Raw genomic sequence first — 20,039 nt, forward strand, 5'->3', positions numbered from 1 at the left:
CGCCATCGACTTCCAGTCCAGCCCCATCTCAAGGATCATCGGGCGGTGAGCATTGCCAAGCCCGGTGTGACGCTCCTCAAAATCTTTCTTCAGGCGCTCATAAGCCTGATCTGACAGCGTCTGCTCTGTACGCAACACACCCGACGTCACCGCGCCATTGCTGAACAGTCTGGCCCCGTGCTCTTCGGTCGCTGCCGCCAGCGATATTGCCTCACGGGCATAGGCGATGGGATTCAGCCCCACCAGTCCGTCCAGCGTCAGCGTGCGCACATGCCAGATATCCTCCTGGCTCAGTACATCCGTGGAGCCATCCGGGAATGTGACCTGATAGACCGGCTCCCAGCTACTGTTAAGCTTCGGTACCACACAGCCGGGATCGACGGGCAGCAGTTCAGCCACTTCGCCAAATGCTTTCACTTTGTAGGCGTAAAAGTTTCCCCGCAGGCACAGACAGGTGACCACCAGCTCCCAGAACTCCTGCGGCGTCATATAGCCATTGGGATGCGTGGAGATCAGCTTATGCAGACGTTCGCCAGTGGCTCTCTGTTTCAGGCTGCCGTTCAGGTGATACAGGTTGCAGGGCAACATCCCGACCGACTCCGCCAGCACCCTGACACAGGAAAAAACCGCCGTCAGTCGCATGGCCCGCTGGCTGCTGATCTGCTTTCCGGTATAGGTGTCGTAGGACAACCCGATAGCATCCGCCAGCTCTGCTGGCGTGGTCACCGGTGCGTCACTTTTTCGTTGAAATAATCCCGAAAAGAACACTATTTACCTCCGCCGACAGACGACTGTGTACGGTCGAGATATCGCGCCACCAGCCACGACCAGAACAGGCACAACGCCCCGGCAACAACAAACCCCGCCGGGGGATAAATCAGCCAGGCACCATACGCCAGCAAAAGCGCCCCCAGCACGCCCACCAGAGGCGCGAGAATCAGCATGATCATAATTACCTCAGTTAAAGCGAGCGGATCCCATAGGACTCAATGTGGTCAGACAACGTGTCTTCTTTCTCGTACAGCATGGCTCTGCCAACCGCCATAATCAGCGCAACTGCACCATCGATTTTGTTTTCCGCCTGCTCTTTGACGGGCTTCACCACATCATCGTTACCCGGAATGGTTTTGCCGACCACGTTGCCGATACACCAGGTCATGATGGGATTGCCATCATGATGAAAGCGCCCCGATTCAATTGCCGCTTCCAGCTCTTTCATCGGGTCGGACATGTTGGTGTAGTTCTGAATGATAGTGATGGGGTTCAGGTCTTCATCAGCAAGGTCATGTGACAACCCGGTCGCCCCGAAGGGGTCGATGGGTGACTCACTGACCGGGCTGATTTTGTTCGCCGCTTTGGCCTCCTCGAGGATGTAGCGATAATCCACCTCCGCACCATCGGTAACGGTCAGAACGCCCATTTCCACCCATTTCTGAAAGCGTTCGGCTGTCCGTCGATCTTCATTTTTCTCGACGCTGTACACCGTGTCATACGGTACCCAGAAACGCGGGGCCACACTGTAGTAATGCGTTTTACCGTCAATCTCGCGGGTATAAAGTCGCGCCATGCTGTTCATATCCAGCTTACGCGCCAGGTCAAAGGCCAGAATGCACGGCTGCCCCTCGAACTGCTCAAGGGTCAGTGATTTATCCTCGCAGCTCTGCCAGCTCACCAGGTTGAAATACGCCGAACGCGCCGACACCCAGATATTGAGGTGTTTTGTTTTAAAGACGTTTGCCAGACGGGCGTTATTTTTCGCACGCTGCTGCTGACTTAACAAAAATTCGCGATAAACCGACACGCCAATATTTGGATTGGCTTTTTCCAGCACCTGCGGGTCGGTCCAGTCATCGCCTTCGTCAACGGTATAGATGATCCCGAACAGTTCATCGTTGGGTACCGAACCGTTGAGCATCTCGAGAACTTCCCGCCGCTTGTCGTAGCACGGCCCCTCAATGTTGTACCCGGCGGTGGTGATGGCCCACATCAGTGGCTGACGTCGCGCCCCCATCCCGGTAAGCATCGTGGTGTAAAGTGCATCGGTGGCATGCTCGTGATATTCATCCACCACCGCACAGTGGGGTGATGAACCATCACCGGGGTTACCGATCAGCGGCTCAAACCGCGCGCCATCCTCCGGACGGTTCATGTTTGAGGCGTTAACCTCAATCCCGAACGCTTCCGTCAGCATGGGTGTGCGTTTACACATCAGTCGCGCCGGGCGAAAGACTTCCCACGCCTGTTTCTCTGTCGTGGCACCGGAATACACTTCCGCGCCAAACTCGTTATCACAGGCAAAACAATACAGGGCGACACCGGCAGAGATTGCCGATTTGCCGTTCTTACGGGGGATTTCGGTATACACCTCCCGGAAGCGGCGCAGCCGGGTACCTTTATTGACCCAGCCAAACGCACAGCAGATCACAAAGAGCTGCCACGGCTCCAGCGTGATGGGCATCCGTTTGAATGCCCACTCACCCTTGGTATGCGGCAACAGCTGAATAAATTTGGCGGCCCGTTCAGCCAGGTCCTTGTCGAAGCGGTAACGAAACGACTTACTTTTTTCCGCCATCAGGTCATCAAGATGGCGCTGGCAGGCCTGAATCACAAACTGGCAGGCCACAATCTTTCCGCGAACGACATCCCGGGCATACTGATTGGCAGCATTTACGTTGGGGTAAGATTTCCGGCTCATGATTCGATAATTTTCAGAAACGGGTTAGTGGCTTTCTTCTGCCCCGCCAGGCCAATCAGACGCTGGCGGCTGCTGGGGTCGAGTCCGAGCATTGCCCCCGTACTGCTCATCTCGGACTCCTGTTCTTTTTTGGCGGTCAGCTCAGGATTTTTGACCATACCGCCCATTGCGCCGGTGATGGTGTTGCCCTGTCTGGCAATATTTTTCACGGCACGTCGCCAGAACTCATAGGCCACACACCACCGCTCAAGCACCGCGAGGTCAGTCACGCACAGCAGGCCCTGACCGCAGAGTTCTTTGGTTGTCAGTTGCCACATGATCGTGGCGAGAGGGAGATCTTCTTCAGCGAACCACTCCGGTGGCTCAACACCTTTGATGGGCGTAAAAACAGGTTCATCTTTATTCAGGGCTCGCTTGCCGGGGTTTCCGGCCAGCGCCTTGCGCGCCGTTGGCTTGGGGCGACGCCCGGAACGCCCCGCCGTTCCAGCCATATGCGGCACTCCTGGTTAAATTTCATTTTTCGCGGGTATAAAAAAACGATGGGGCGGGCAGTCCGGAAGACGTCAGGTCACAGGGATTTGACCCGCCCCTCCCCTCTGGCAGTGGGAACTGGTTCTTACTTCAACCGTTCACGGGCCGTCTTCGCCTTATGACACGGCCAGCACAGGCTCTGCAGATTGCTGTCGGCATCAGTGCCGCCATGCACTTTAGGGATGATGTGGTCAACGGTTTTCGCCTCACGCACCACACCGGCACGCAGACATAACTGACATAAACCTTTGTCACGCTTCAGCACACGCGCGCGGATAACATCCCACTTCGAACCATAACCGCGCTGATGACGGGACTGACCTGGCTTGTATTGCTTCCAGCCTTCGCTTTTGTGGCTTTCGCAATAGCCTGACGGGTCAGTCGTCGTATGGCGGCAGCCGCGAACACGGCAGGCTCTAGGTATCAGTGCTGGCATAAAATACTCTCTTTAATCTGATAGACATATTTGACAAAAGAGATTCATTTTTCTCTTTCACTCTTTCCTTTATGAGAAAAATCTGATAACAAGGTTCTAATAAAAGTAACTAAACACAGGTTATAACATGAGTGAAAAGAAAACCGTTGCTTATCGCATTGAGGGATGCGAAAACATCAAAATGATTGGAAACAAATCATTTGGTGCTGATGTTGGTTATGAAATTATTGATTCAGCTAATACTTTTCTTTCCAACAATATTCATTACTCAGCAGAAACAGTTCGGCTTATAAAAGAAGTAGAAATCGCCATACAAAATAACTTAAGTGAAATTAACGATAAGCTTGGTGCAGAGAAGCTACAAGAAATATACGACATTTTAAATGATATCAAGTTTAATCAGTCATCAAAACCTCTACAACTGATGGAGCGATTTTACTCAGCTGGTGCAAACACATTAACTTTATGGCCTATTATTCAGAGTCTCCTAAATAGTCTTTAATATTACAAACAAATCCACTTTGGTTTGAGCATAAATTATAAAGATGTCTAGTAATAGGCATCTTCAATTTAAATTAAAATCTTCATCTAGCATTGTTTATACTGCGGATAGCCTTTTTATCTCTATTGCACTGCCCTAATGCAGATAACAAACTTGCATTCAGGTCTAGGCTAGCACCATATGTCAGTGGACTAGGTATTATTGGAATCGGTGTTTCAGAAGTTAGGCTGGTTGACAGTGGTGCTACTGGGGTGCTCACGTAAACTGTCCGCGTACTTCCGCAACCGGTCAGTAGCGGCAGCAGGCACAGGACGTGAAGCGCAATCATCATTCGCAACAGCCACTTTGATATCTTCCTGGGTTCTCTGTGACTCCAGTGCGATTTGTTGTTTTGCATGCTGGCTAGCCTCCAGTGCTGTATTTACGATTTGTATTGATTGCAGGACGTTATTGGTAATGGCAGTTGCCGATTCAGCATTTCGTACAGCCTCATCAGCACGCTCCTTCTCGTGCTGATATTTGCTGTAGTAATGCCCGGCAGACCAGATGAAGGAACCAATGACGGTAACAAAGAAGGCAACAATAACCAGCTTATATCTCAGCTTCATTTACTACCCCACCAGCCTCTTTAAATCGGGCAATCAGGTCGCCGATTTTATGTTCATACTGACCGTAACCTGCACCTGGTAACGACGCCCAGATATTGCTGCAACGGTCGATTGCCTGACGGATATCACCGCGATCAATCATCGGTAAAGCGCCACGCTCTTTAATCTGCTGCAATGCCACAGCGTCCTGGCTTTTGGGGGAGAAGTCTTTCAAACCAAGCTGTTTACGGTAAGCATCCCACCAACGGGAAAGAAGCTGGTAACGTCCGGCTGCTGTTGATTTGAGTTTTGGGTTTAGCGTGACAAGTTTGCGAGGATGATCGGAGTAATCAGCGAATAGTTCGCCACCGACAATAACGTCATAACCGTGGTTACGTGTCGGTTGTCGCCCGTTATCCGTTCCTTCTGACCAGGCCACCATATCAAGGAAAGCTTTACGCTGAGGATTTAGTACCTGCATAAATTACTCCTTCGAGCTACCAAATTTGTTACCGATTACTCGCATTGCAGCCCCACGAATAGCATCGACACCGATCAGCCCAACGCCGCCACCAATGGCAACAGAAAGCGATTTGGGCCATCCGACATACTCAAGAGCGGATGCAAAAGTCAGCGTCAGAGCACCACAGAGCAAAATCTCGAGCGTTTTTCGCTTCCAGCCACCCCCCCCCCGCCAAAATAGGCAATGCGCAAGCCAGCCATAACGATCGACATAATCACTGCACCCAGCGGTGTGTCTCCACGCCACCAGCTCTGTAACAGTTCAAGTAAATCAGGCCAGGAATGAGGATCGTTGTGCATTTCATAATTCCCACCTCCGATTACCGGAAGTGCCACAAGTAAAAGGGAAAGAAGCTGGTTATAACGCTGATTTGCAGAAGTGCGCATAAAAAAGGCCGCCCGTAGGCGGCCTCAAAAATCTTATTTTCATCATCGCGAAGGATGGAGGGTTTTATGACGAGGTTTAATGTAAACCTCATAGGAATGAGACAGCTTGTCTACTTCTCTAATTGGTAATTCCCAACCAGTATTCAGCAGAATACTTTTCTGAGTAGCAGACACTAACACTGAGCCAATCTCAATATTATTTGCAATTGCCACGACCTTCTTGGTCGTGTGTTTACTATTTTGCATGGTGATCTCCTTTCAACCAGCATCACAAATGTGATGGAGATCACAATATCACTTGTTCAAAAAACATGCAACATAAAACCCACCTGAGCGGGTTTATAAAAGTTAGACATTCAATGCCCATCTTTACGTTAAGGCTAACCATATTTTTTGAGAAACACAAGCATTATGTCGTTATCTTCGGCGAAAATCGCTTATCTCGTCACCCTTCTCAATTGTGCTTCAGCGTAAGCTTCCTCCTGCCAGCACTTTGTAACCAGTTTATCAATGACATCTGCATATCCTTTGTACCACTGATAATCCGTCAGGTCTGGTACCAGCTTCTGGACATGAAGCCGCGCCAGTGTGGTTGGTAAACGGCTAAACCGGTTTCCATTGCAACGCCCACAAATCTTATAAACAGGCGTGCCATGAAGCCGGGTTCTTTTTTCATCCAGGACAATACCTTTACCCTTACACCCTCTGCACGCGGTGCTGACTTCTCCCTTACCATGGCAATGCTGACATAGTTCCTTCACCCACTCTTCCTTGATAACAGATTCCCCGCTTCTGGAGTGTTTCACCACTTCGCGCAATACATTATGAAATCCAGTACCAGCACAATGCTCACAGCGAGCCTTACTTGCCGCAGACCTGGAATAATCAGCAAAGGCAAAATTCACAAGGTAAGGGATGATCTGTAACCGGGTTTCTTCACTCAATTTGTTCAATGTCGGGTTATCCAGTGCCATCGCGTAATTGAGCAGACCTTCAATCGCAAACTGAGGATCCTGAACACCAACTTTTGCCAGGAATAAGGCAAACCCAAGCGGTGCTTTCGACTGCACCATCCCCTGCGCAGCCATCACATCCGTAATCGTTAAACCACCTGAGCCTGTCGCCGGTGCGTCATCGCTCAATTTTGGAGATTTTGGGGAGTAATATTTTGGTAAGGCTTCAAGGTTCATGCTCGTTCTCCACTTACGCCAGCACGCCAATTGCCAGCGCACGATCGATAAAACGAAATATCAGCTCAAGCTGGGAGCCATACTTCTCTTCAAATGCCACGGTATCCGCATGCAGCTCGTTGTGATGCTTTCTGCACAAAGGCAACACAAAGAGGTCATGCGCTTTTGTACCCATTCCGCCCTGACCGTGACCTGTCAGGTGGTGGGGATCATCAGCAGGTTTTCCACAACATGCGCACGGCTGCGTCTTAACCCATCGCGTGTACTTTTCATTAACCCAGCGGCGACGTTTGGGGCGTAACATAAAAGACTCCGGCGACTCCGGATCCACTTTCAGCGCCAGCACCTTTTTCGCTTTATCCTGGATGATGCTGGTGGCAGGAACCGAAGGCACAAGGTCACTTTCCCGGGTAACAGACGGCACAACAGGCTTCGGTAATCTCAGTGCCTTACGGGCTGCACTTTCCGGTAAGGCATCCGCCAGGTCATTACGAATCAGCCACCAGCACAGTTCCGGCATTGTCACAACGTGACTGTCATCAAAACCGAGATCCCGACGCACGACAGATAACACCCACCGGGCACAGTTATCCGTTGCCATTGATTCCAGCCGTTCCGTGAACTGATCGCGCAGTTGGTTATCACAGTGCCAGCACAGACGGATTGCGCCCGGCGCGTGTCGCATTGTGGTCATATTCTCGCTGTGCCAGCCGGAATGAGGCCACTGGCAGCCTGTTTCACGAAGTAACCAGCTCTCAAGGCATTCCACGCCCCCCGCCCGACGGATCACAGCCTCATTGCGGAACACGGCCCGAATGGCAGGATCATCCGCCAGCGGTTGTGATGCCGCCGGAACGGCACCACTGGCAAAAGATGAATAACGTTCCGGCTCAGGCTCCAGCAGGACACGCCCCTGCATAAACAGGGGCATCAGCTCTGAACCTGGCCTGAACAATACGATCCCCATACGCGGGGCAATTTCAGGGGTCAGTAGTGCTCTCACGGTCACCTCAATGAACGGTATCGAGCAGCTTTAACAGCTCAGGGAATCGGGATTCGAAGAAATGCGGCTGCGTCTCGCGCGGATTTGCAGGACTGGTGATGTTCTTGCCGAACATGCAGCCTTTCGCCGTCAGCGACCAGAATTTTTTGATGTTGTTAATCGCGGTACGGCTGTATCGTTCGCGCTGCTCGACGATCCCCAGCTTCACCATCTGGTGATATGCCTGATTAGCTGTCAGGCGGATACCATACTGCTTCAGCAGTGCACTCAGTGACAGCGTGGGGCGGCTTGAGCCATCAGGCGCGTCAGCAGGAGCATCAATGGCATAGCGCGGTGCCAGATTCGGTAAGCCAACAGCCTCCTGGAGTTTCTGACAGGCACCAAGCACTGAAGAGTTAGACAGGTTTAATTCCCGGCGCATAAAGTCCAGCAGAATCACACCAGCCTGCATCTTGTCAGCAGCCTGTCCGGATAATTTTTCCGGTGCGCTGGTTACCATGTCGAAAGTACGGATCACCTTCAGATGGAATGACGGGCTGATCCACATTGCATAGGCATACACCAGTTCTTTGCAGACATACGTCCCCTGGTTATTTCCGCCACGAATAACGTTAACTGACTCTATATTGACCGAGTTGCAAATCTGCAACTCGCTTATTAAACGCTCAGTTTGCTCATTGCGGAGCCAGAATGCAGGCTTATGCTTATCCAGAGAACCAGCAGCCCTGTGCAGATCGTTCAGGCTGTAACGCCCATAAGCATCACGACGAACTTCAATACCATCAATGACCATCAGATTATTCATACTTCGTTTCTCCTCTTGATCAGGCGGCTGCACCCGCCGTTTTCTCGTACTTACTGATAGTGATCTCGACCTTCCCTTCCGGGATAACCGGTCCCCACTCCACCAGCATTCTTTTCACCTGACTGTCGTCTTCCCACACCCCCGCGTGGGTCAGGGCGTCAAACAGCGCCTTGTTATAGTTGTCCAGATCGCGGATCCTGTTATCCGGAGGAAACAACACGATCTCCACTGAAGCAGGTGCCGACGTTGGTTTCGGCAGACGACGTAACTGCTCAACTATTGCTGCGCACGCCGCGCTCTGGAATTTTCGCCCCGCCGCGCTTATCAGGCTCTTACCAGCAAACGCCCCTTTGTTGGGGTGTCGCCAGTACGTGTTCACGCTGGGCGGAAAAGGCAGGATCAGCTTCATACTTTCAGGCCCCTCTCATGTAACCAGTGGGTTGCACGCAGCCTTGCGTTTTCCTCACCGGCAAGCAGTGAGCGGATAATCCCGACCGCCTCGCTGTCGTCGTCCTTCACCGCGGTATGAAGCGTGATGCCCCGGGCCACGCCACGCTTTATCGTGATGACGCCTTTTTTCTCCAGTGCGCGAAGATGCTCCACCGCTGCATTCACTGAACGGTATCCCAGCATGGTTGCCACCTCCTGATTGGTTGGCGGGAAGCCACGTTCTTTCTGATAAGAAATCAGCATATCCAGCACCTGCTGCTGGCATTGAGTTAACGTCGTCATGCCGCCATCTCCCTGACCAGTTTTTCTGCCTGCTGGCGAACCTGCGCCAGAAAGGCCTCACCACATGCCTCAAGTTCATCGCGCCCGATGTAGCTGATTGCCGGTCCCTTCCAGGTCTTGTCGAAAACAGCAATAGCACCAGCGAAGAAAGCGCCTGTCGGCACCTGCTTCTCATCCTTCGGGATAAACCAGGCAGGCAGTTCAAAACCAATACGCCCGCGAATAAAAGCAATATGATCTGCATCTTCCGGCCACCACACTTCGCTGGTGGCAGCTTTGATCAGGAAAACATAGCGCCCGCCTTTATCACGCATGGCACTGGCATGCTTCATGATGTAACGCATGCCGGTGATGTATTGCCCCTCATGCTGACTGGCGCGGCTGTATGGGGGATTACCAAAGGCAGCACCTTTAAGCTCCGCAAGGCGTTCTGACCAGTCATGCGCCAACGCGTTGTCTTCCGCCGTGTAATACGCAGCACATTTGGCGTTATCACCGTCAGTAAACAGATCCAGAACAAACGGGCCAAACAGAGTGTTAATTCCCCAGAAAATGTTGTCCGGCGTGCGCCACTGATCGCCCACTTCCTTCAGTTCATGGGCTGGTTTGTTCCGCAGTTCCGCCAGCGCCTGGCAATATTTATTACTCATTAAGCCCCCACGTAATTCCCTGAGAGATACCACTCTTCACCTGATGCAGCCCGCTTACTGCTTTTCCGTAAACACCGTTCACGACGTGCCAGAAAATTGTTTCGTTCTGGCTGGGAGTGGCTTTCACGGAATGCCGCCATCCACACCGTTGCAGCACGACGGTATAAGCCCCTGGACTCCAGTTCTTCCGCCTGGCGGGTCAGGCACAAAATCACCCGCGGGTCGTTAGTGCCGACATAGAAATTGCGCACAGGTCTGGTTTCACGAACTGGTTGTGGTTCCGGATCCTGCGCTCTCTCAGTCAGGCGCGGGAAATGTCTGTGTGTATCTCCTTCACAACGGTGAGCCACACGCCCACTCTGACGTAACTTGCTTGCTGACTGCAGAACGCGCTGCCGTGAGTAACCTGCAAAAGCATCCGCAATGTCTCCGGAAGTACAGCCCGGATGGGCTTCAATGAATTTCTGAACGTCATTCAAAAGACTCATGCTCACCCCCTGAATCCTGCCGGGATCTGGCTGTAGTCCACATTGTCGTAACTGGCTTTGAAGTACGGGTCTTCGCGTTTTTCTGTGTACGTGCTGACGGACGGCGATAAGCGCAGGGAAAGCTCATCCCATTTTTCCCGCAGCTTCGACGGGCTGAGCACGTTACGGCACCAGAACGGATCGCGGCTGACGCGGCTGTACATCTCGCAGATTTGTTTGTGAGTACGACCATCCTGCACACACATCAGGCGAATTTCGTTTGCCCAGGCTGTCCAGTTCGGTTCTTTGGGACGAACCACCTCGCCGTCACATTCGGCAGCCTGCTCGTACAGGGCGATGATTTTTTTCCAGAGCCACTGTGCGCAGGTCAAATCATCCTGCGTCCCCCACTGGCGCTTTTTAGGGCTGAATACAACCGCATCAGGATGGCGAGTTAAAAAATCCTGTTCAGCCGTCTGCGTGTCCGGTTGCGAAGCGTCCGGACGAGAAGGTTTTTTATCTGACGGATCATGTTTTGATTTTACTGACGGATCCCCGCCAGATTCTGACGGGTGAAAACCCGATTTTTTGCCAGATTTCGACGCATCAAATTTTGACGGGTCAGATTTTGATGCGTCAGATTTTGACGGGTCAGAATCTGACAGTTGAGAAAATGCCGCTGCCTGAAGCTTCGCAACGTTAAGCTGATAAACATTCGACGCATTGCGGTTACCCTGGCGACGCGCCTTACGCGTTAACCAGCCTTCTGCTTCCAGCCGTGCGATAGCCGTCCTGACGGTACTCATCCCCGCGCCAATCTGACGGGCAATAGTTTCAATTGATGGCCAGCACACACCTTCGTCATTACTGAAATCAGCCAGGCGGGCCATAATTGCCACGCTGGATAATTTCATGCCTGACGCAGCGCAACCATCCCATACATAGCCGGTTAATTTAGTGCTCATGACCGACCTCTATTTCCCTGAATTTACAACGAAACTGTTCGAGCGGGCTGAAGCACTCATGCTCATAGCCTTCACGGAGGTAGATAACCCGTTGTGTTTCCGGCTCCCAACGAATGACTCTGACGGGCACTCCGTAGTGATCTTTGAACCAGCGGTTAACTTGTCGCAAAGGACTGTCTCCTTCTGCCGGTTGAAATCACCCACAGCCCACTCTGCAAAGCTGTGGGTTACAATTTCCCTGTCACCTAGTACATTTACTGCATAGCAATACTCCACCTTCGCTTTTCCACCCGGTACAGGAAGCGCAATCAGTTGCGAGCGACGGTAGTGTGTTGTTAAACTGTTCATGCGTTAGTTTCTCCACAGTCACGACACGCCACGGCGCCCGGAGCTGCACACTCGCGGGCGTCACTACTTTCTGAAACGCAAAAGATTTTGTAGACCAGTGCTGCATGCTCCTGCAGCTTCGAAATTGAGAGGTACAGCTCATCGTTAATTGCTGTCTTCTCATGCGGTTCCACTACACCGTCTTCAATTGCTGAACGAATCTGTTTTGAATAACTGCCGATCTGTTCAATGACTTCCAGCAGGCGTTGGTTGATATCGGCGTTGTCCACATCCTCGACGTCAGGAAGAGACACAAAGACGCCATTTGCAGACTGCGCCACAGCATCAGCAATGAAGTGAGTGCCACCAGCACGCTGTAAAACCATTGCCCATCCCAGCGGGAAAATCTGATCGCCATCTGCACGAAGGCGGTTGAATAAAGCGTTTTCTGTTACATCGAGCCAGTCAGCCGCTTCAGCGTAACCACCCGGCAACGCCGCGATAGTTTTTCTGACAGCTTTCACGTACCACTCAGGCTGTTTTTCTATTTTCCAGTGATGCTTACCCACGGTTAGCCTCATCGTTCTGTGGTTAAAAATTGAAAGTGTTCTGCTAATCTTTCGGATAGATATCCGGTCTTAAGTCAGATTTCGTAATTGCACCTGACGTGCATTGCTCAAGTTTTTTAGCCAGCACAAAACTGGCTTTTTTATAGCCATTGAAAACCAGCCGTAAGTAGCCAGGTGTTGAGCCAACTTTTCCGGCCAACTCGCCCTGCTGTTCTTTGGTTAAAGAGTCCCAATACGCTTTCATACAATATGTACCTCCGGTGTACATATTACATGATTGAAATGAACCTTCAAGATACTTGTACCTTAACGGTACAAGGGTTTTAATTTCGTTATGAAAACAATCCATGACATCCGGCGGTCTAACGCCAGAAAACTGAGAGATGGTGTTGGCGGGAATTCTTCCTTTGCCACTATGATTGATCGCGAGCCAACCCAGACCAGCAGGTTTATGGGAGATGGTGCTACTAAAAATATCGGTGACAGCATGGCACGACACATCGAAAAATGTTTCGACCTGCCTGTCGGATGGCTCGATCAAGAACACCAGACAACGAACATCACAAAAAAACCTGATGTTTCAATCACTAATAAACAAATCACATTAGTCCCTGTCATATCATGGGTACAGGCCGGAGCATGGAAAGAAGTTGGATATTCTGAGGTTGATTTGAGCACAGCAGAAACGTATCCCTGCCCTGTACCCTGTGGGGAAATGACTTATATCTTGCGGGTGATAGGTGATTCAATGATTGATGAGTACCGCCCGGGAGACATGATTTTTGTCGATCCTGAAGTACCTGCCTGCCACGGTGACGACGTTATTGCATTGATGCACGATACAGGCGAAACCACCTTCAAAAGGTTGATAGAAGATGGGACACAGCGTTATCTCAAAGCGTTAAACCCAAACTGGCCTGAGCCTTACATTAAGATCAACGGTAATTGCTCTATAATTGGTACAGTGATTTTCTCAGGAAAACCAAGAAGATACAAAATCAAAGCCTAATCAATGTTTATGAACCTGCTTCGGCAGGTTTTTTTATACTTGACAATGTACCTTTGAGATACATAATGTACCCAAGCGAAACAACGAACAGGCAGGACGCCCACGAAGTAGCCGCCTGGGGCATATGAAGTCCAGGATGATTCGTTAGCAACAAAAAAGCGCCCTACAGGACGCTTAGCTCTTTAACAATCTGGTCCCCATCAACAAGTAACTGATAACTTGAGGAGATGTGAAATGCACAAAACAGAACCCAAAATCGTCGCGCCTGGCTACACAGATGAGGAAATTTATGAGTGGATGACAAAGAAGCTGGCAGCTATAAACCAGCTTCGTGAAGTGCTGTCTTATCGACAGGAAACAATAGACTCCTTAAAAAAACTGGATCAGGAAATCACGGTTTTATCACAGGATGTTACTTTAGATATTGTGCAGACAAATTAGGATCCCATTCATTTTCGTCAAAATCATCAAAGTGATGAATTTGTGATCTCCAGTCTCGATAATCTAAAAATTTCTGGGCGGTTACGCTTATTTTATCAAGCGTGAGTTCATCCTGAATTGAAAGAAGAAGTTCATCAAATTTCATCTCATTAATCTGTTTTGGCATCCAGTGATGCTTCATCAGAATAAGGTGAACCAGAGCCTTTTTCCCATTCAACTGATTATAGGGAGTGCCGAATTTCTTCCGGTGCTCATGTAAGACAAGGTCCAAAAGAGTAAGTAATGTTGCCCTTGATTCAACTTTGCTTATTTCGACTGATGACACTACCCCACTGATTTCAATGCCCCGATACTTTCCAACATTTTCACAGTGGGATTTGTACAGCGTATAGATATTACCGGACATTTCTTTTCCTTTTGCGTTGTTGGGGATAACCAGATTAACCGAATCCTTGTTGTTGGGGAATAACTAGGTCCACCTCGCCTGATGTGGCTAAAAGCAGGCACATAACAGCTAAGTATTTTCAACCAGAGAGAATCCTTAGCGTTGTGGTGAATGCGGCTCAGCGCACGCGGGTTAAGGTTGAGGCTGACAGTCGACCTTCTGTGGATACCCACCCGCCTGGTGTGCAACCTTCGCCAGGCACCGGGAGGCACCCGGCACCACAACTTTATGCTGTGTGTAGTCCTGGCGGTACCAGTTTGTACCCTTGCTTCCGGCTGGTACCGTCCTTTTTACAAAACAGAGAAGAGCATCACCGGACGACGGGCTCATAACCCAATCCATCCGGGCAGCTGCCACCGCAGGTGTTCTTCTCTGTTTTGTGGAGAAACTAACCGCCCCTACGGGGGCATTTTTGGAAATGTAATTGACTCAATAATCGCCGGACGGTGAGGGCTTCCTTTTACCCGAATTCAGCGCGGTGCAGCGCATATACGTGGAGAACAAAATGTCATTTATTAAAACTTTTTCCGGGAAGCATTTTTATTATGACAGGATAAATAAAGACGACATCGTTATTAACGATATCGCGGTTTCCCTTTCAAATATCTGTCGCTTTGCAGGACATCTTTCACACTTCTACAGTGTCGCCCAACATGCGGTGCTTTGCAGCCAGCTGGTGCCGCAGGAATTTGCTTTTGAAGCTTTAATGCATGATGCAACAGAAGCATATTGCCAGGACATCCCCGCACCACTGAAACGACTTCTTCCTGACTATAAACGGATGGAAGAAAAAATAGACGCCGTAATCCGTGAGAAATACGGGTTACCTCCTGTTATGAGCACGCCAGTGAAATATGCCGATCTCATTATGCTGGCAACCGAACGCCGCGATCTCGGGCTTGATGATGGCTCTTTCTGGCCTGTGCTGGAAGGTATCCCGGCAACAGAGATGTTCAACGTGATTCCACTGGCTCCAGGCCATGCCTACGGGATGTTTATGGAACGCTTTAACGAATTATCGGAGTTACGCAAATGCGCATGAATGTTTTCGAAATGGAAGGGTTTCTTCGTGGGAGATGTGTACCGCGAGATCTGAAAGTGAATGAAACGGATGCTGAATACCTGGTGCGTAAATTCGATGCGCTTGAAGCTAAATGTGCAGCACAGGAAAACAAAGTAATACCAGTGTCAACTGAACTGCCACCAGCAAATGAAAGTGTTTTGTTATTCGATGCTAACGGAGAAGGCTGGCTAATTGGCTGGCGTTCTCTCTGGTACACCTGGGGACAAAAAGAAACCGGAGAATGGCAGTGGACATTTCAGGTCGGGGACCTTGAAAACGTCAATATCACTCACTGGGCAGTAATGCCAAAAGCACCGGAGGCTGGAGCATAATGACCACTTTTACCGACAAAGAACTGATTAAAGAAATTAAAGAGCGTATCAGCAGCCTTGACGTGCGAGACGATATTGAGCGCCGTGCTTATGAAATCGCACTCCTATCTCTGGAAGTAGAACCAGATGAACGCGAAGCTTATGAATTATTCATGGAAAAGCGTTTTGGTGACTTAGTAGATCGTCGGAGAGCAAAAAACGGCGATAACGAATACATGGCATGGGATATGACTCTCGGTTGGATCGTCTGGCAGCAACGAGCTGGTATCCATTTCTCAACAATGTCACAGCAAGAGGTGAAATAATGGAGCCATACAGCCTCACACTCGATGAGGCCTGTCATTTTCTCAAGATATCCAGACCGACTGCCATTAACTGGATACGCACAGGGCGTCTTCAGGCAACACGCAAAGATCCCACTAAGAATAAATCTCCTTACCTCACAACACGACAAGCCTGCATTGCGGCTCTTCAGTCTCCGCTGCATACTGTCCAGGTGAGCGCGGGTGATGGCATAACAGAGGAAAGAAAATGTCACTCTTCCGCAGAGGTGAAATATGGTACGCCAGTTTCACATTGCCGAACGGTAAAAGATTTAAACAGTCTCTTGGAACAAAGGACAAAAGGCAGGCGACAGAACTCCATGACAAGCTAAAGGCTGAAGCATGGCGGGTCAGCAAACTTGGTGAAATACCTGATATAACGTTCGAGGAAGCGTGTGTCAGGTGGCTTGAAGAGAAAGCACATAAAAAATCACTGGACGATGACAAAAGCCGGATCGGATTCTGGCTTCAACATTTCGCAGGAATGCAACTAAGAGACATTACTGAATCAAAAATTTATTCAGCAATGCAGAAAATGACGAACCGGCGTCATGAGGAAAACTGGAAACTCAGGGCAGAAGCATGCAGAAAAAAAGGGAAACCTGTTCCAGAATACACGCCAAAACCAGCGTCCGTTGCAACGAAGGCTACGCATCTTTCATTTATAAAGGCCCTACTAAGAGCCGCAGAGCGTGAATGGAAAATGCTGGATAAGGCACCAATTATTAAAGTGCCTCAACCAAAGAATAAACGGATCCGCTGGCTGGAGCCCCATGAAGCACAAAGGCTGATTGATGAATGTCCGGAGCCATTAAAGTCTGTTGTTGAATTTGCACTGGCAACAGGCTTAAGACGCTCGAACATCATCAACCTTGAATGGCAACAAATAGATATGCAGCGCCGGGTGGCATGGATAAACCCGGAAGAGAGTAAATCAAACCGCGCAATTGGCGTTGCGCTGAATGATACTGCATGTCGCGTATTGAAAAAACAAATCGGGAATCATCACCGTTGGGTATTTGTGTACAAGGAAAGCTGTACCAAACCAGACGGAACGAAAGCGCCAACAGTAAGGAAGATGCGGTATGACGCAAACACAGCCTGGAAAGCGGCGCTGAGACGGGCTGGTATTGATGATTTCAGATTTCACGACTTGAGACACACCTGGGCAAGTTGGCTGGTTCAAGCCGGAGTCCCGTTGTCAGTGTTACAGGAAATGGGAGGCTGGGAGTCTATCGAAATGGTTCGTCGATATGCTCACCTTGCACCTAATCACCTTACCGAACACGCACGGCAAATAGACTCGATCCTGAACCCATCGGTCCCAAATTTGTCCCAGTCAAAAAATAAGGAAGGTACTAATGATGTGTAACTTATTGATTTAAATGGTGCCGATAATAGGAGTCGAACCTACGACCTTCGCATTACGAATGCGCTGCTCTACCAACTGAGCTATATCGGCCCTGAAAGGACATGTTCACGAACGTGAATCACGGTAGACAAGGTTAAAACTAACCGGGCGATGCGTCAATGGCCTTGTGAATCAAATGGCTACTTTTGCATCACCCGGTTTTATTTACGCACGAATGGTGTAATCACCAATGCCGATCCACTTGTAAGTGGTCAGTGCTTCCAGGCCCATCGGGCCACGCGCGTGGAGTTTTTGTGTGCTTACCGCCACTTCCGCTCCCAGACCAAACTGGCCGCCGTCGGTAAAACGCGTAGAGGCGTTAACGTAAACAGCGGACGAATCCACTTCGTTAACAAAACGCTGGGCGTTGCGCATATCGCGGGTCAGGATCGCATCGGAGTGTTGCGTGCCGTGTTCACGAATATGGGCGATGGCATCGTCAAGATCGCTGACGATTTTGACGTTCAAATCTAATGACAGAAACTCATCGTCATACTCTTCGGCTTTAACCGCCACCACCTTCGCGGGGCCTGTCTGCAACTGCGCCAGCGCAGCAGCATCTGCGTGTAACGTCACGCCGCTTTCCGCCATTTGCTTGCTTAATGCGGGCAGGAAGCTATCGGCGATGTTTTTATTTACCAGCAAGGTTTCTACCGTATTACATGTGCTCGGTCGCTGAGTTTTCGCGTTGACGATCACTTTTAATGCTTCAGCGATCTCTGCGCTTTCATCAACGTAAATATGGCATACGCCTATACCACCAGTGATCACCGGGATTGTCGACTGTTCGCGGCACAGTTTATGCAAACCAGCCCCGCCGCGCGGGATCAGCATGTCGATGTATTTATCCATACGCAGCATTTCACTGACCAGCGCACGGTCAGGATTATCAATCGCCTGCACGGCACCCGCCGGTAAGCCACAGGATTTCAGGGCGTCCTGAATCACTGCCACCGTTGCCGCGTTAGTGCGACACGTTTCTTTGCCGCCGCGCAGGATCACTGCGTTACCTGTTTTCAGGCACAGCGAAGCGACATCAACCGTCACGTTCGGGCGCGCTTCATAAATCACGCCAATAACCCCCAGCGGTACGCGACGACGCTCCAGACGCAGGCCACTGTCCAGTACGCCGCCATCGATTACCCGCCCCACCGGATCGGCGAGATTGCACACCTGGCGCACATCGTCGGCAATGCCTTTCAGCCGTGCGGGCGTCAGTGCCAGACGGTCAAGCATCGCTTCGCTAAGGCCATTGGCACGCGCGTCAGCAACATCCTGGGCGTTAGCGTTGATGATGTTTTCGCTTTGTGCTTCCAGTGCATCGGCAATCTTCTCCAGCACACGATTTTTTTCGCGGCTGGAGAGTTGCGCTAATTTATACGAGGCTTGCTTCGCGGCAATGCCCATTTGTTCCAGCATCGGCCAGCTCCTTAACGGGTAATCATGTCATCACGGTGAACGGCAACCGGGCCGTATTCATATCCCAGTATTGCATCAATTTCTTGCGAGTGGTGTCCGGCAATACGGCGTAATGCATCGCTGTTGTAACGACTGACGCCGTGGGCGATATCGCGACCTTCGAGGTTGCAAATGCGGATGACTTCACCACGCGAGAAATTGCCAGTCACGCTTTTGATGCCTTTCGGCAACAGGGAGCTGCCGCGTTCAAGAATGGCGGCGGTTGCCCCTTCATCTACCGTGATTTCACCCGCAGGCGGCGCACCGAAAATCCAGCGTTTGCGGTTTTCAAGCGGAGTCGCCTGGGCATGGAACAACGTACCGACGGAGATGCCTTCCATCACATCACCAATAACGCCCGGCTTGCTGCCCGCGGCAATAATGGTGTCGATACCCGCACGGCAAGCCACGTCCGCGGCCTGCAATTTGGTACTCATGCCGCCAGTTCCGAGGCCTGAAACGCTGTCGCCAGCAATCGCGCGCAGTGCGTCATCAATGCCGTAAACATCTTTAATCAGTTCTGCCTGCGGATTGCTGCGCGGGTCAGCGGTATACAAACCTTTTTGATCGGTCAGCAGCAACAGTTTATCGGCACCCGCCAGAATCGCCGCCAGCGCAGAAAGGTTATCGTTATCGCCGACCTTAATCTCTGCAGTCGCGACAGCATCGTTCTCATTGATTACCGGAACGATATTGTTATCGAGCAACGCACGCAGGGTGTCGCGGGCGTTCAGGAAGCGTTCACGGTCTTCCATATCAGCACGGGTCAGCAACATCTGCCCGACATGAATGCCGTAAATTGAAAACAGCTGTTCCCACAGTTGAATCAGTCGACTCTGCCCTACCGCCGCCAGCAGCTGTTTTGAAGCGATAGTCGCTGGCAATTCCGGGTACCCCAGGTGCTCACGTCCGGCGGCAATCGCACCCGACGTCACAATAACAATCCGATGCCCGGCGGCATGTAACTGCGCGCACTGGCGAACAAGTTCAACGATATGGGCACGGTTCAGGCGGCGCGATCCGCCTGTTAGCACACTGGTGCCGAGTTTTACCACCAGCGTCTGGCTGTCACTCATGATTCTCTGCCATTCAATTTTAGGAAAAAATGATATCAAACGAACGTTTTAGCAGGACTGTCGTCGGTTGCCAACCATCTGCGAGCAAAGCATGGCGTTTTGTTGCGCGGGAT

Annotated in this window: 31 protein-coding genes, 1 tRNA gene and 2 pseudogenes; 9 read left to right on the forward strand and 25 right to left on the reverse strand. The window is 50.7% G+C overall.

Going from position 1 to position 20,039, the window contains the following annotated elements:
• The 5 genes from ACJHX7_RS20820 to ACJHX7_RS20840 all read right to left on the reverse strand — a co-directional run.
• Positions 1 to 768: phage portal protein (locus ACJHX7_RS20820; RefSeq protein WP_164525749.1), on the reverse strand; the 768-nt coding region annotated here is incomplete at its 3' end.
• Entirely contained in the window at positions 768 to 950 is a 183-nt protein-coding gene (gene ymfR, locus ACJHX7_RS20825; protein WP_000605606.1) for a protein YmfR, read from the reverse strand. The genes ACJHX7_RS20820 and ymfR, both read right to left, overlap by 1 nt.
• Positions 951 to 961: 11 nt before the next feature.
• A complete protein-coding gene (locus tag ACJHX7_RS20830; RefSeq protein ID WP_235410343.1) occupies positions 962 to 2,695 on the reverse strand; it encodes a terminase large subunit in 1,734 nt (577 codons plus the stop codon).
• On the reverse strand, positions 2,692 to 3,186 hold the full coding sequence (locus tag ACJHX7_RS20835; RefSeq protein ID WP_000929175.1) for a phage terminase small subunit P27 family: 495 nt from the start codon (positions 3,184 to 3,186) through the stop codon (positions 2,692 to 2,694). The genes ACJHX7_RS20830 and ACJHX7_RS20835 overlap by 4 nt, the downstream gene beginning before the upstream one ends.
• Positions 3,187 to 3,311: 125 nt before the next feature.
• Positions 3,312 to 3,662, reverse strand: coding sequence for an HNH endonuclease (locus tag ACJHX7_RS20840; protein ID WP_053264667.1), 351 nt, complete (start codon positions 3,660 to 3,662; stop codon positions 3,312 to 3,314).
• Positions 3,663 to 3,789: 127 nt separating this feature from the next.
• Between ACJHX7_RS20840 and ACJHX7_RS20845 the strand changes: the two genes are divergently transcribed.
• Positions 3,790 to 4,164 (forward strand): hypothetical protein, encoded by a 375-nt coding sequence (locus ACJHX7_RS20845; protein ID WP_104698948.1) that lies wholly within the window; start codon positions 3,790 to 3,792, stop codon positions 4,162 to 4,164.
• Between the two features lie 82 nt (positions 4,165 to 4,246).
• Here ACJHX7_RS20845 and ACJHX7_RS20850 read toward each other — a convergent pair whose 3' ends face one another.
• The 16 genes and pseudogenes from ACJHX7_RS20850 to ACJHX7_RS20925 all read right to left on the reverse strand — a co-directional run bounded on the left by ACJHX7_RS20850 (position 4,247) and on the right by ACJHX7_RS20925 (position 12,612).
• Entirely contained in the window at positions 4,247 to 4,495 is a 249-nt protein-coding gene (locus ACJHX7_RS20850; protein WP_123017538.1) for a peptidase, read from the reverse strand.
• A complete protein-coding gene (locus ACJHX7_RS20855) occupies positions 4,380 to 4,772 on the reverse strand; it encodes a DUF2570 domain-containing protein (protein WP_053264669.1) in 393 nt (130 codons plus the stop codon). The genes ACJHX7_RS20850 and ACJHX7_RS20855 overlap by 116 nt, the downstream gene beginning before the upstream one ends.
• A complete protein-coding gene (locus tag ACJHX7_RS20860; RefSeq protein WP_053264670.1) occupies positions 4,756 to 5,232 on the reverse strand; it encodes a glycoside hydrolase family protein in 477 nt (158 codons plus the stop codon). The genes ACJHX7_RS20855 and ACJHX7_RS20860 overlap by 17 nt, the downstream gene beginning before the upstream one ends.
• 3 nt (positions 5,233 to 5,235) lie before the next feature.
• Positions 5,236 to 5,573 (reverse strand): annotated as a pseudogene (locus tag ACJHX7_RS20865) (phage holin, lambda family).
• Positions 5,574 to 5,702: 129 nt separating this feature from the next.
• Entirely contained in the window at positions 5,703 to 5,906 is a 204-nt protein-coding gene (locus ACJHX7_RS20870; RefSeq protein WP_001181554.1) for a hypothetical protein, read from the reverse strand.
• 191 nt (positions 5,907 to 6,097) lie between these two features.
• Positions 6,098 to 6,850 carry an antitermination protein gene (locus tag ACJHX7_RS20875; RefSeq protein ID WP_001459462.1) on the reverse strand — a complete coding sequence of 251 codons (753 nt, stop codon included), beginning with the start codon at positions 6,848 to 6,850 and terminating at the stop codon, positions 6,098 to 6,100.
• 13 nt (positions 6,851 to 6,863) lie between these two features.
• Positions 6,864 to 7,853: a DUF968 domain-containing protein gene (locus tag ACJHX7_RS20880; protein ID WP_104698947.1), complete on the reverse strand. Its 990-nt coding sequence runs from the start codon at positions 7,851 to 7,853 to the stop codon at positions 6,864 to 6,866.
• Between the two features lie 7 nt (positions 7,854 to 7,860).
• Positions 7,861 to 8,658, reverse strand: a complete 798-nt coding sequence (locus tag ACJHX7_RS20885; RefSeq protein ID WP_001061414.1) for a KilA-N domain-containing protein — start codon at positions 8,656 to 8,658, stop codon at positions 7,861 to 7,863.
• A 19-nt stretch (positions 8,659 to 8,677) separates the two neighbouring features.
• Complete coding sequence (locus ACJHX7_RS20890) at positions 8,678 to 9,067, reverse strand: RusA family crossover junction endodeoxyribonuclease (protein WP_000767113.1); 390 nt, start codon at positions 9,065 to 9,067, stop codon at positions 8,678 to 8,680.
• The gene (locus ACJHX7_RS20895) at positions 9,064 to 9,390 is read right to left on the reverse strand and encodes a LexA family transcriptional regulator (protein WP_000210170.1); all 327 of its coding nucleotides are present in this window, start codon (positions 9,388 to 9,390) and stop codon (positions 9,064 to 9,066) included. The genes ACJHX7_RS20890 and ACJHX7_RS20895 overlap by 4 nt, the downstream gene beginning before the upstream one ends.
• Positions 9,387 to 10,040 (reverse strand): phage N-6-adenine-methyltransferase, encoded by a 654-nt coding sequence (locus tag ACJHX7_RS20900; RefSeq protein ID WP_001433188.1) that lies wholly within the window; start codon positions 10,038 to 10,040, stop codon positions 9,387 to 9,389. The genes ACJHX7_RS20895 and ACJHX7_RS20900 overlap by 4 nt, the downstream gene beginning before the upstream one ends.
• A complete protein-coding gene (locus ACJHX7_RS20905) occupies positions 10,040 to 10,534 on the reverse strand; it encodes a PerC family transcriptional regulator (protein ID WP_001393497.1) in 495 nt (164 codons plus the stop codon). The genes ACJHX7_RS20900 and ACJHX7_RS20905 overlap by 1 nt, the downstream gene beginning before the upstream one ends.
• Positions 10,531 to 11,472 (reverse strand): helix-turn-helix domain-containing protein, encoded by a 942-nt coding sequence (locus tag ACJHX7_RS20910; protein ID WP_180464390.1) that lies wholly within the window; start codon positions 11,470 to 11,472, stop codon positions 10,531 to 10,533. Before ACJHX7_RS20910 ends, ACJHX7_RS20905 begins: the two co-directional genes overlap by 4 nt.
• Positions 11,462 to 11,641, reverse strand: a complete 180-nt coding sequence (locus tag ACJHX7_RS20915) for a DUF4222 domain-containing protein (RefSeq protein ID WP_023148278.1) — start codon at positions 11,639 to 11,641, stop codon at positions 11,462 to 11,464. Before ACJHX7_RS20915 ends, ACJHX7_RS20910 begins: the two co-directional genes overlap by 11 nt.
• Before the next feature lie 175 nt (positions 11,642 to 11,816).
• On the reverse strand, positions 11,817 to 12,368 hold the full coding sequence (ymfL, locus tag ACJHX7_RS20920; RefSeq protein ID WP_000515830.1) for a protein YmfL: 552 nt from the start codon (positions 12,366 to 12,368) through the stop codon (positions 11,817 to 11,819).
• 43 nt (positions 12,369 to 12,411) lie between these two features.
• Positions 12,412 to 12,612 (reverse strand): YdaS family helix-turn-helix protein, encoded by a 201-nt coding sequence (locus tag ACJHX7_RS20925; protein WP_000649477.1) that lies wholly within the window; start codon positions 12,610 to 12,612, stop codon positions 12,412 to 12,414.
• Between the two features lie 90 nt (positions 12,613 to 12,702).
• Here ACJHX7_RS20925 and ACJHX7_RS20930 point away from each other — a divergent pair, with 90 nt between their 5' ends.
• Together ACJHX7_RS20930 and ACJHX7_RS20935 are read left to right on the forward strand one after the other, a co-directional pair.
• Positions 12,703 to 13,377 carry a LexA family protein gene (locus ACJHX7_RS20930; RefSeq protein ID WP_000848748.1) on the forward strand — a complete coding sequence of 225 codons (675 nt, stop codon included), beginning with the start codon at positions 12,703 to 12,705 and terminating at the stop codon, positions 13,375 to 13,377.
• A gap of 234 nt (positions 13,378 to 13,611) precedes the next feature.
• Complete coding sequence (locus ACJHX7_RS20935; protein ID WP_000549623.1) at positions 13,612 to 13,818, forward strand: hypothetical protein; 207 nt, start codon at positions 13,612 to 13,614, stop codon at positions 13,816 to 13,818.
• Here the strand turns inward: ACJHX7_RS20935 and ACJHX7_RS20940 are convergent.
• The gene (locus ACJHX7_RS20940) at positions 13,790 to 14,224 is read right to left on the reverse strand and encodes a hypothetical protein (RefSeq protein WP_000016389.1); all 435 of its coding nucleotides are present in this window, start codon (positions 14,222 to 14,224) and stop codon (positions 13,790 to 13,792) included. The two genes, ACJHX7_RS20935 and ACJHX7_RS20940, sit on opposite strands and share 29 nt — an antisense overlap.
• Before the next feature lie 143 nt (positions 14,225 to 14,367).
• Here ACJHX7_RS20940 and ACJHX7_RS20945 point away from each other — a divergent pair.
• From ACJHX7_RS20945 to ACJHX7_RS20970, 6 genes and pseudogenes are all read left to right on the forward strand, one after another.
• A pseudogene (locus ACJHX7_RS20945) lies at positions 14,368 to 14,687 on the forward strand (hypothetical protein).
• A gap of 81 nt (positions 14,688 to 14,768) precedes the next feature.
• Entirely contained in the window at positions 14,769 to 15,305 is a 537-nt protein-coding gene (gene yfdR / locus ACJHX7_RS20950; RefSeq protein WP_000008236.1) for a 5'-deoxynucleotidase, read from the forward strand.
• Positions 15,296 to 15,658: a phage protein gene (locus ACJHX7_RS20955; RefSeq protein ID WP_001242749.1), complete on the forward strand. Its 363-nt coding sequence runs from the start codon at positions 15,296 to 15,298 to the stop codon at positions 15,656 to 15,658. The genes yfdR and ACJHX7_RS20955 overlap by 10 nt, the downstream gene beginning before the upstream one ends.
• Positions 15,658 to 15,963, forward strand: a complete 306-nt coding sequence (yfdT, locus tag ACJHX7_RS20960; RefSeq protein ID WP_000206732.1) for a protein YfdT — start codon at positions 15,658 to 15,660, stop codon at positions 15,961 to 15,963. The genes ACJHX7_RS20955 and yfdT overlap by 1 nt, the downstream gene beginning before the upstream one ends.
• The gene (locus ACJHX7_RS20965; RefSeq protein ID WP_077941726.1) at positions 15,879 to 16,313 is read left to right on the forward strand and encodes a helix-turn-helix domain-containing protein; all 435 of its coding nucleotides are present in this window, start codon (positions 15,879 to 15,881) and stop codon (positions 16,311 to 16,313) included. The genes yfdT and ACJHX7_RS20965 overlap by 85 nt, the downstream gene beginning before the upstream one ends.
• Entirely contained in the window at positions 16,235 to 17,353 is a 1,119-nt protein-coding gene (locus tag ACJHX7_RS20970) for a tyrosine-type recombinase/integrase (protein WP_001132557.1), read from the forward strand. The genes ACJHX7_RS20965 and ACJHX7_RS20970 overlap by 79 nt, the downstream gene beginning before the upstream one ends.
• A gap of 14 nt (positions 17,354 to 17,367) precedes the next feature.
• On the opposite strand, the gene ACJHX7_RS20975 is transcribed toward ACJHX7_RS20970, so the two are convergent.
• From ACJHX7_RS20975 to proB, 3 genes are all read right to left on the reverse strand, one after another.
• Positions 17,368 to 17,443, reverse strand: a tRNA-Thr gene (locus ACJHX7_RS20975).
• 114 nt (positions 17,444 to 17,557) lie between these two features.
• On the reverse strand, positions 17,558 to 18,811 hold the full coding sequence (proA, locus tag ACJHX7_RS20980) for a glutamate-5-semialdehyde dehydrogenase (RefSeq protein ID WP_094029763.1): 1,254 nt from the start codon (positions 18,809 to 18,811) through the stop codon (positions 17,558 to 17,560).
• A gap of 11 nt (positions 18,812 to 18,822) precedes the next feature.
• On the reverse strand, positions 18,823 to 19,926 hold the full coding sequence (gene proB, locus ACJHX7_RS20985; protein ID WP_001285288.1) for a glutamate 5-kinase: 1,104 nt from the start codon (positions 19,924 to 19,926) through the stop codon (positions 18,823 to 18,825).
• Positions 19,927 to 20,039: the final 113 nt, after the last annotated feature.

Origin of the sequence: Escherichia sp. WS1451, assembly GCF_046487365.1 — a bacterium.
Lineage (GTDB): Bacteria > Pseudomonadota > Gammaproteobacteria > Enterobacterales > Enterobacteriaceae > Escherichia > Escherichia coli.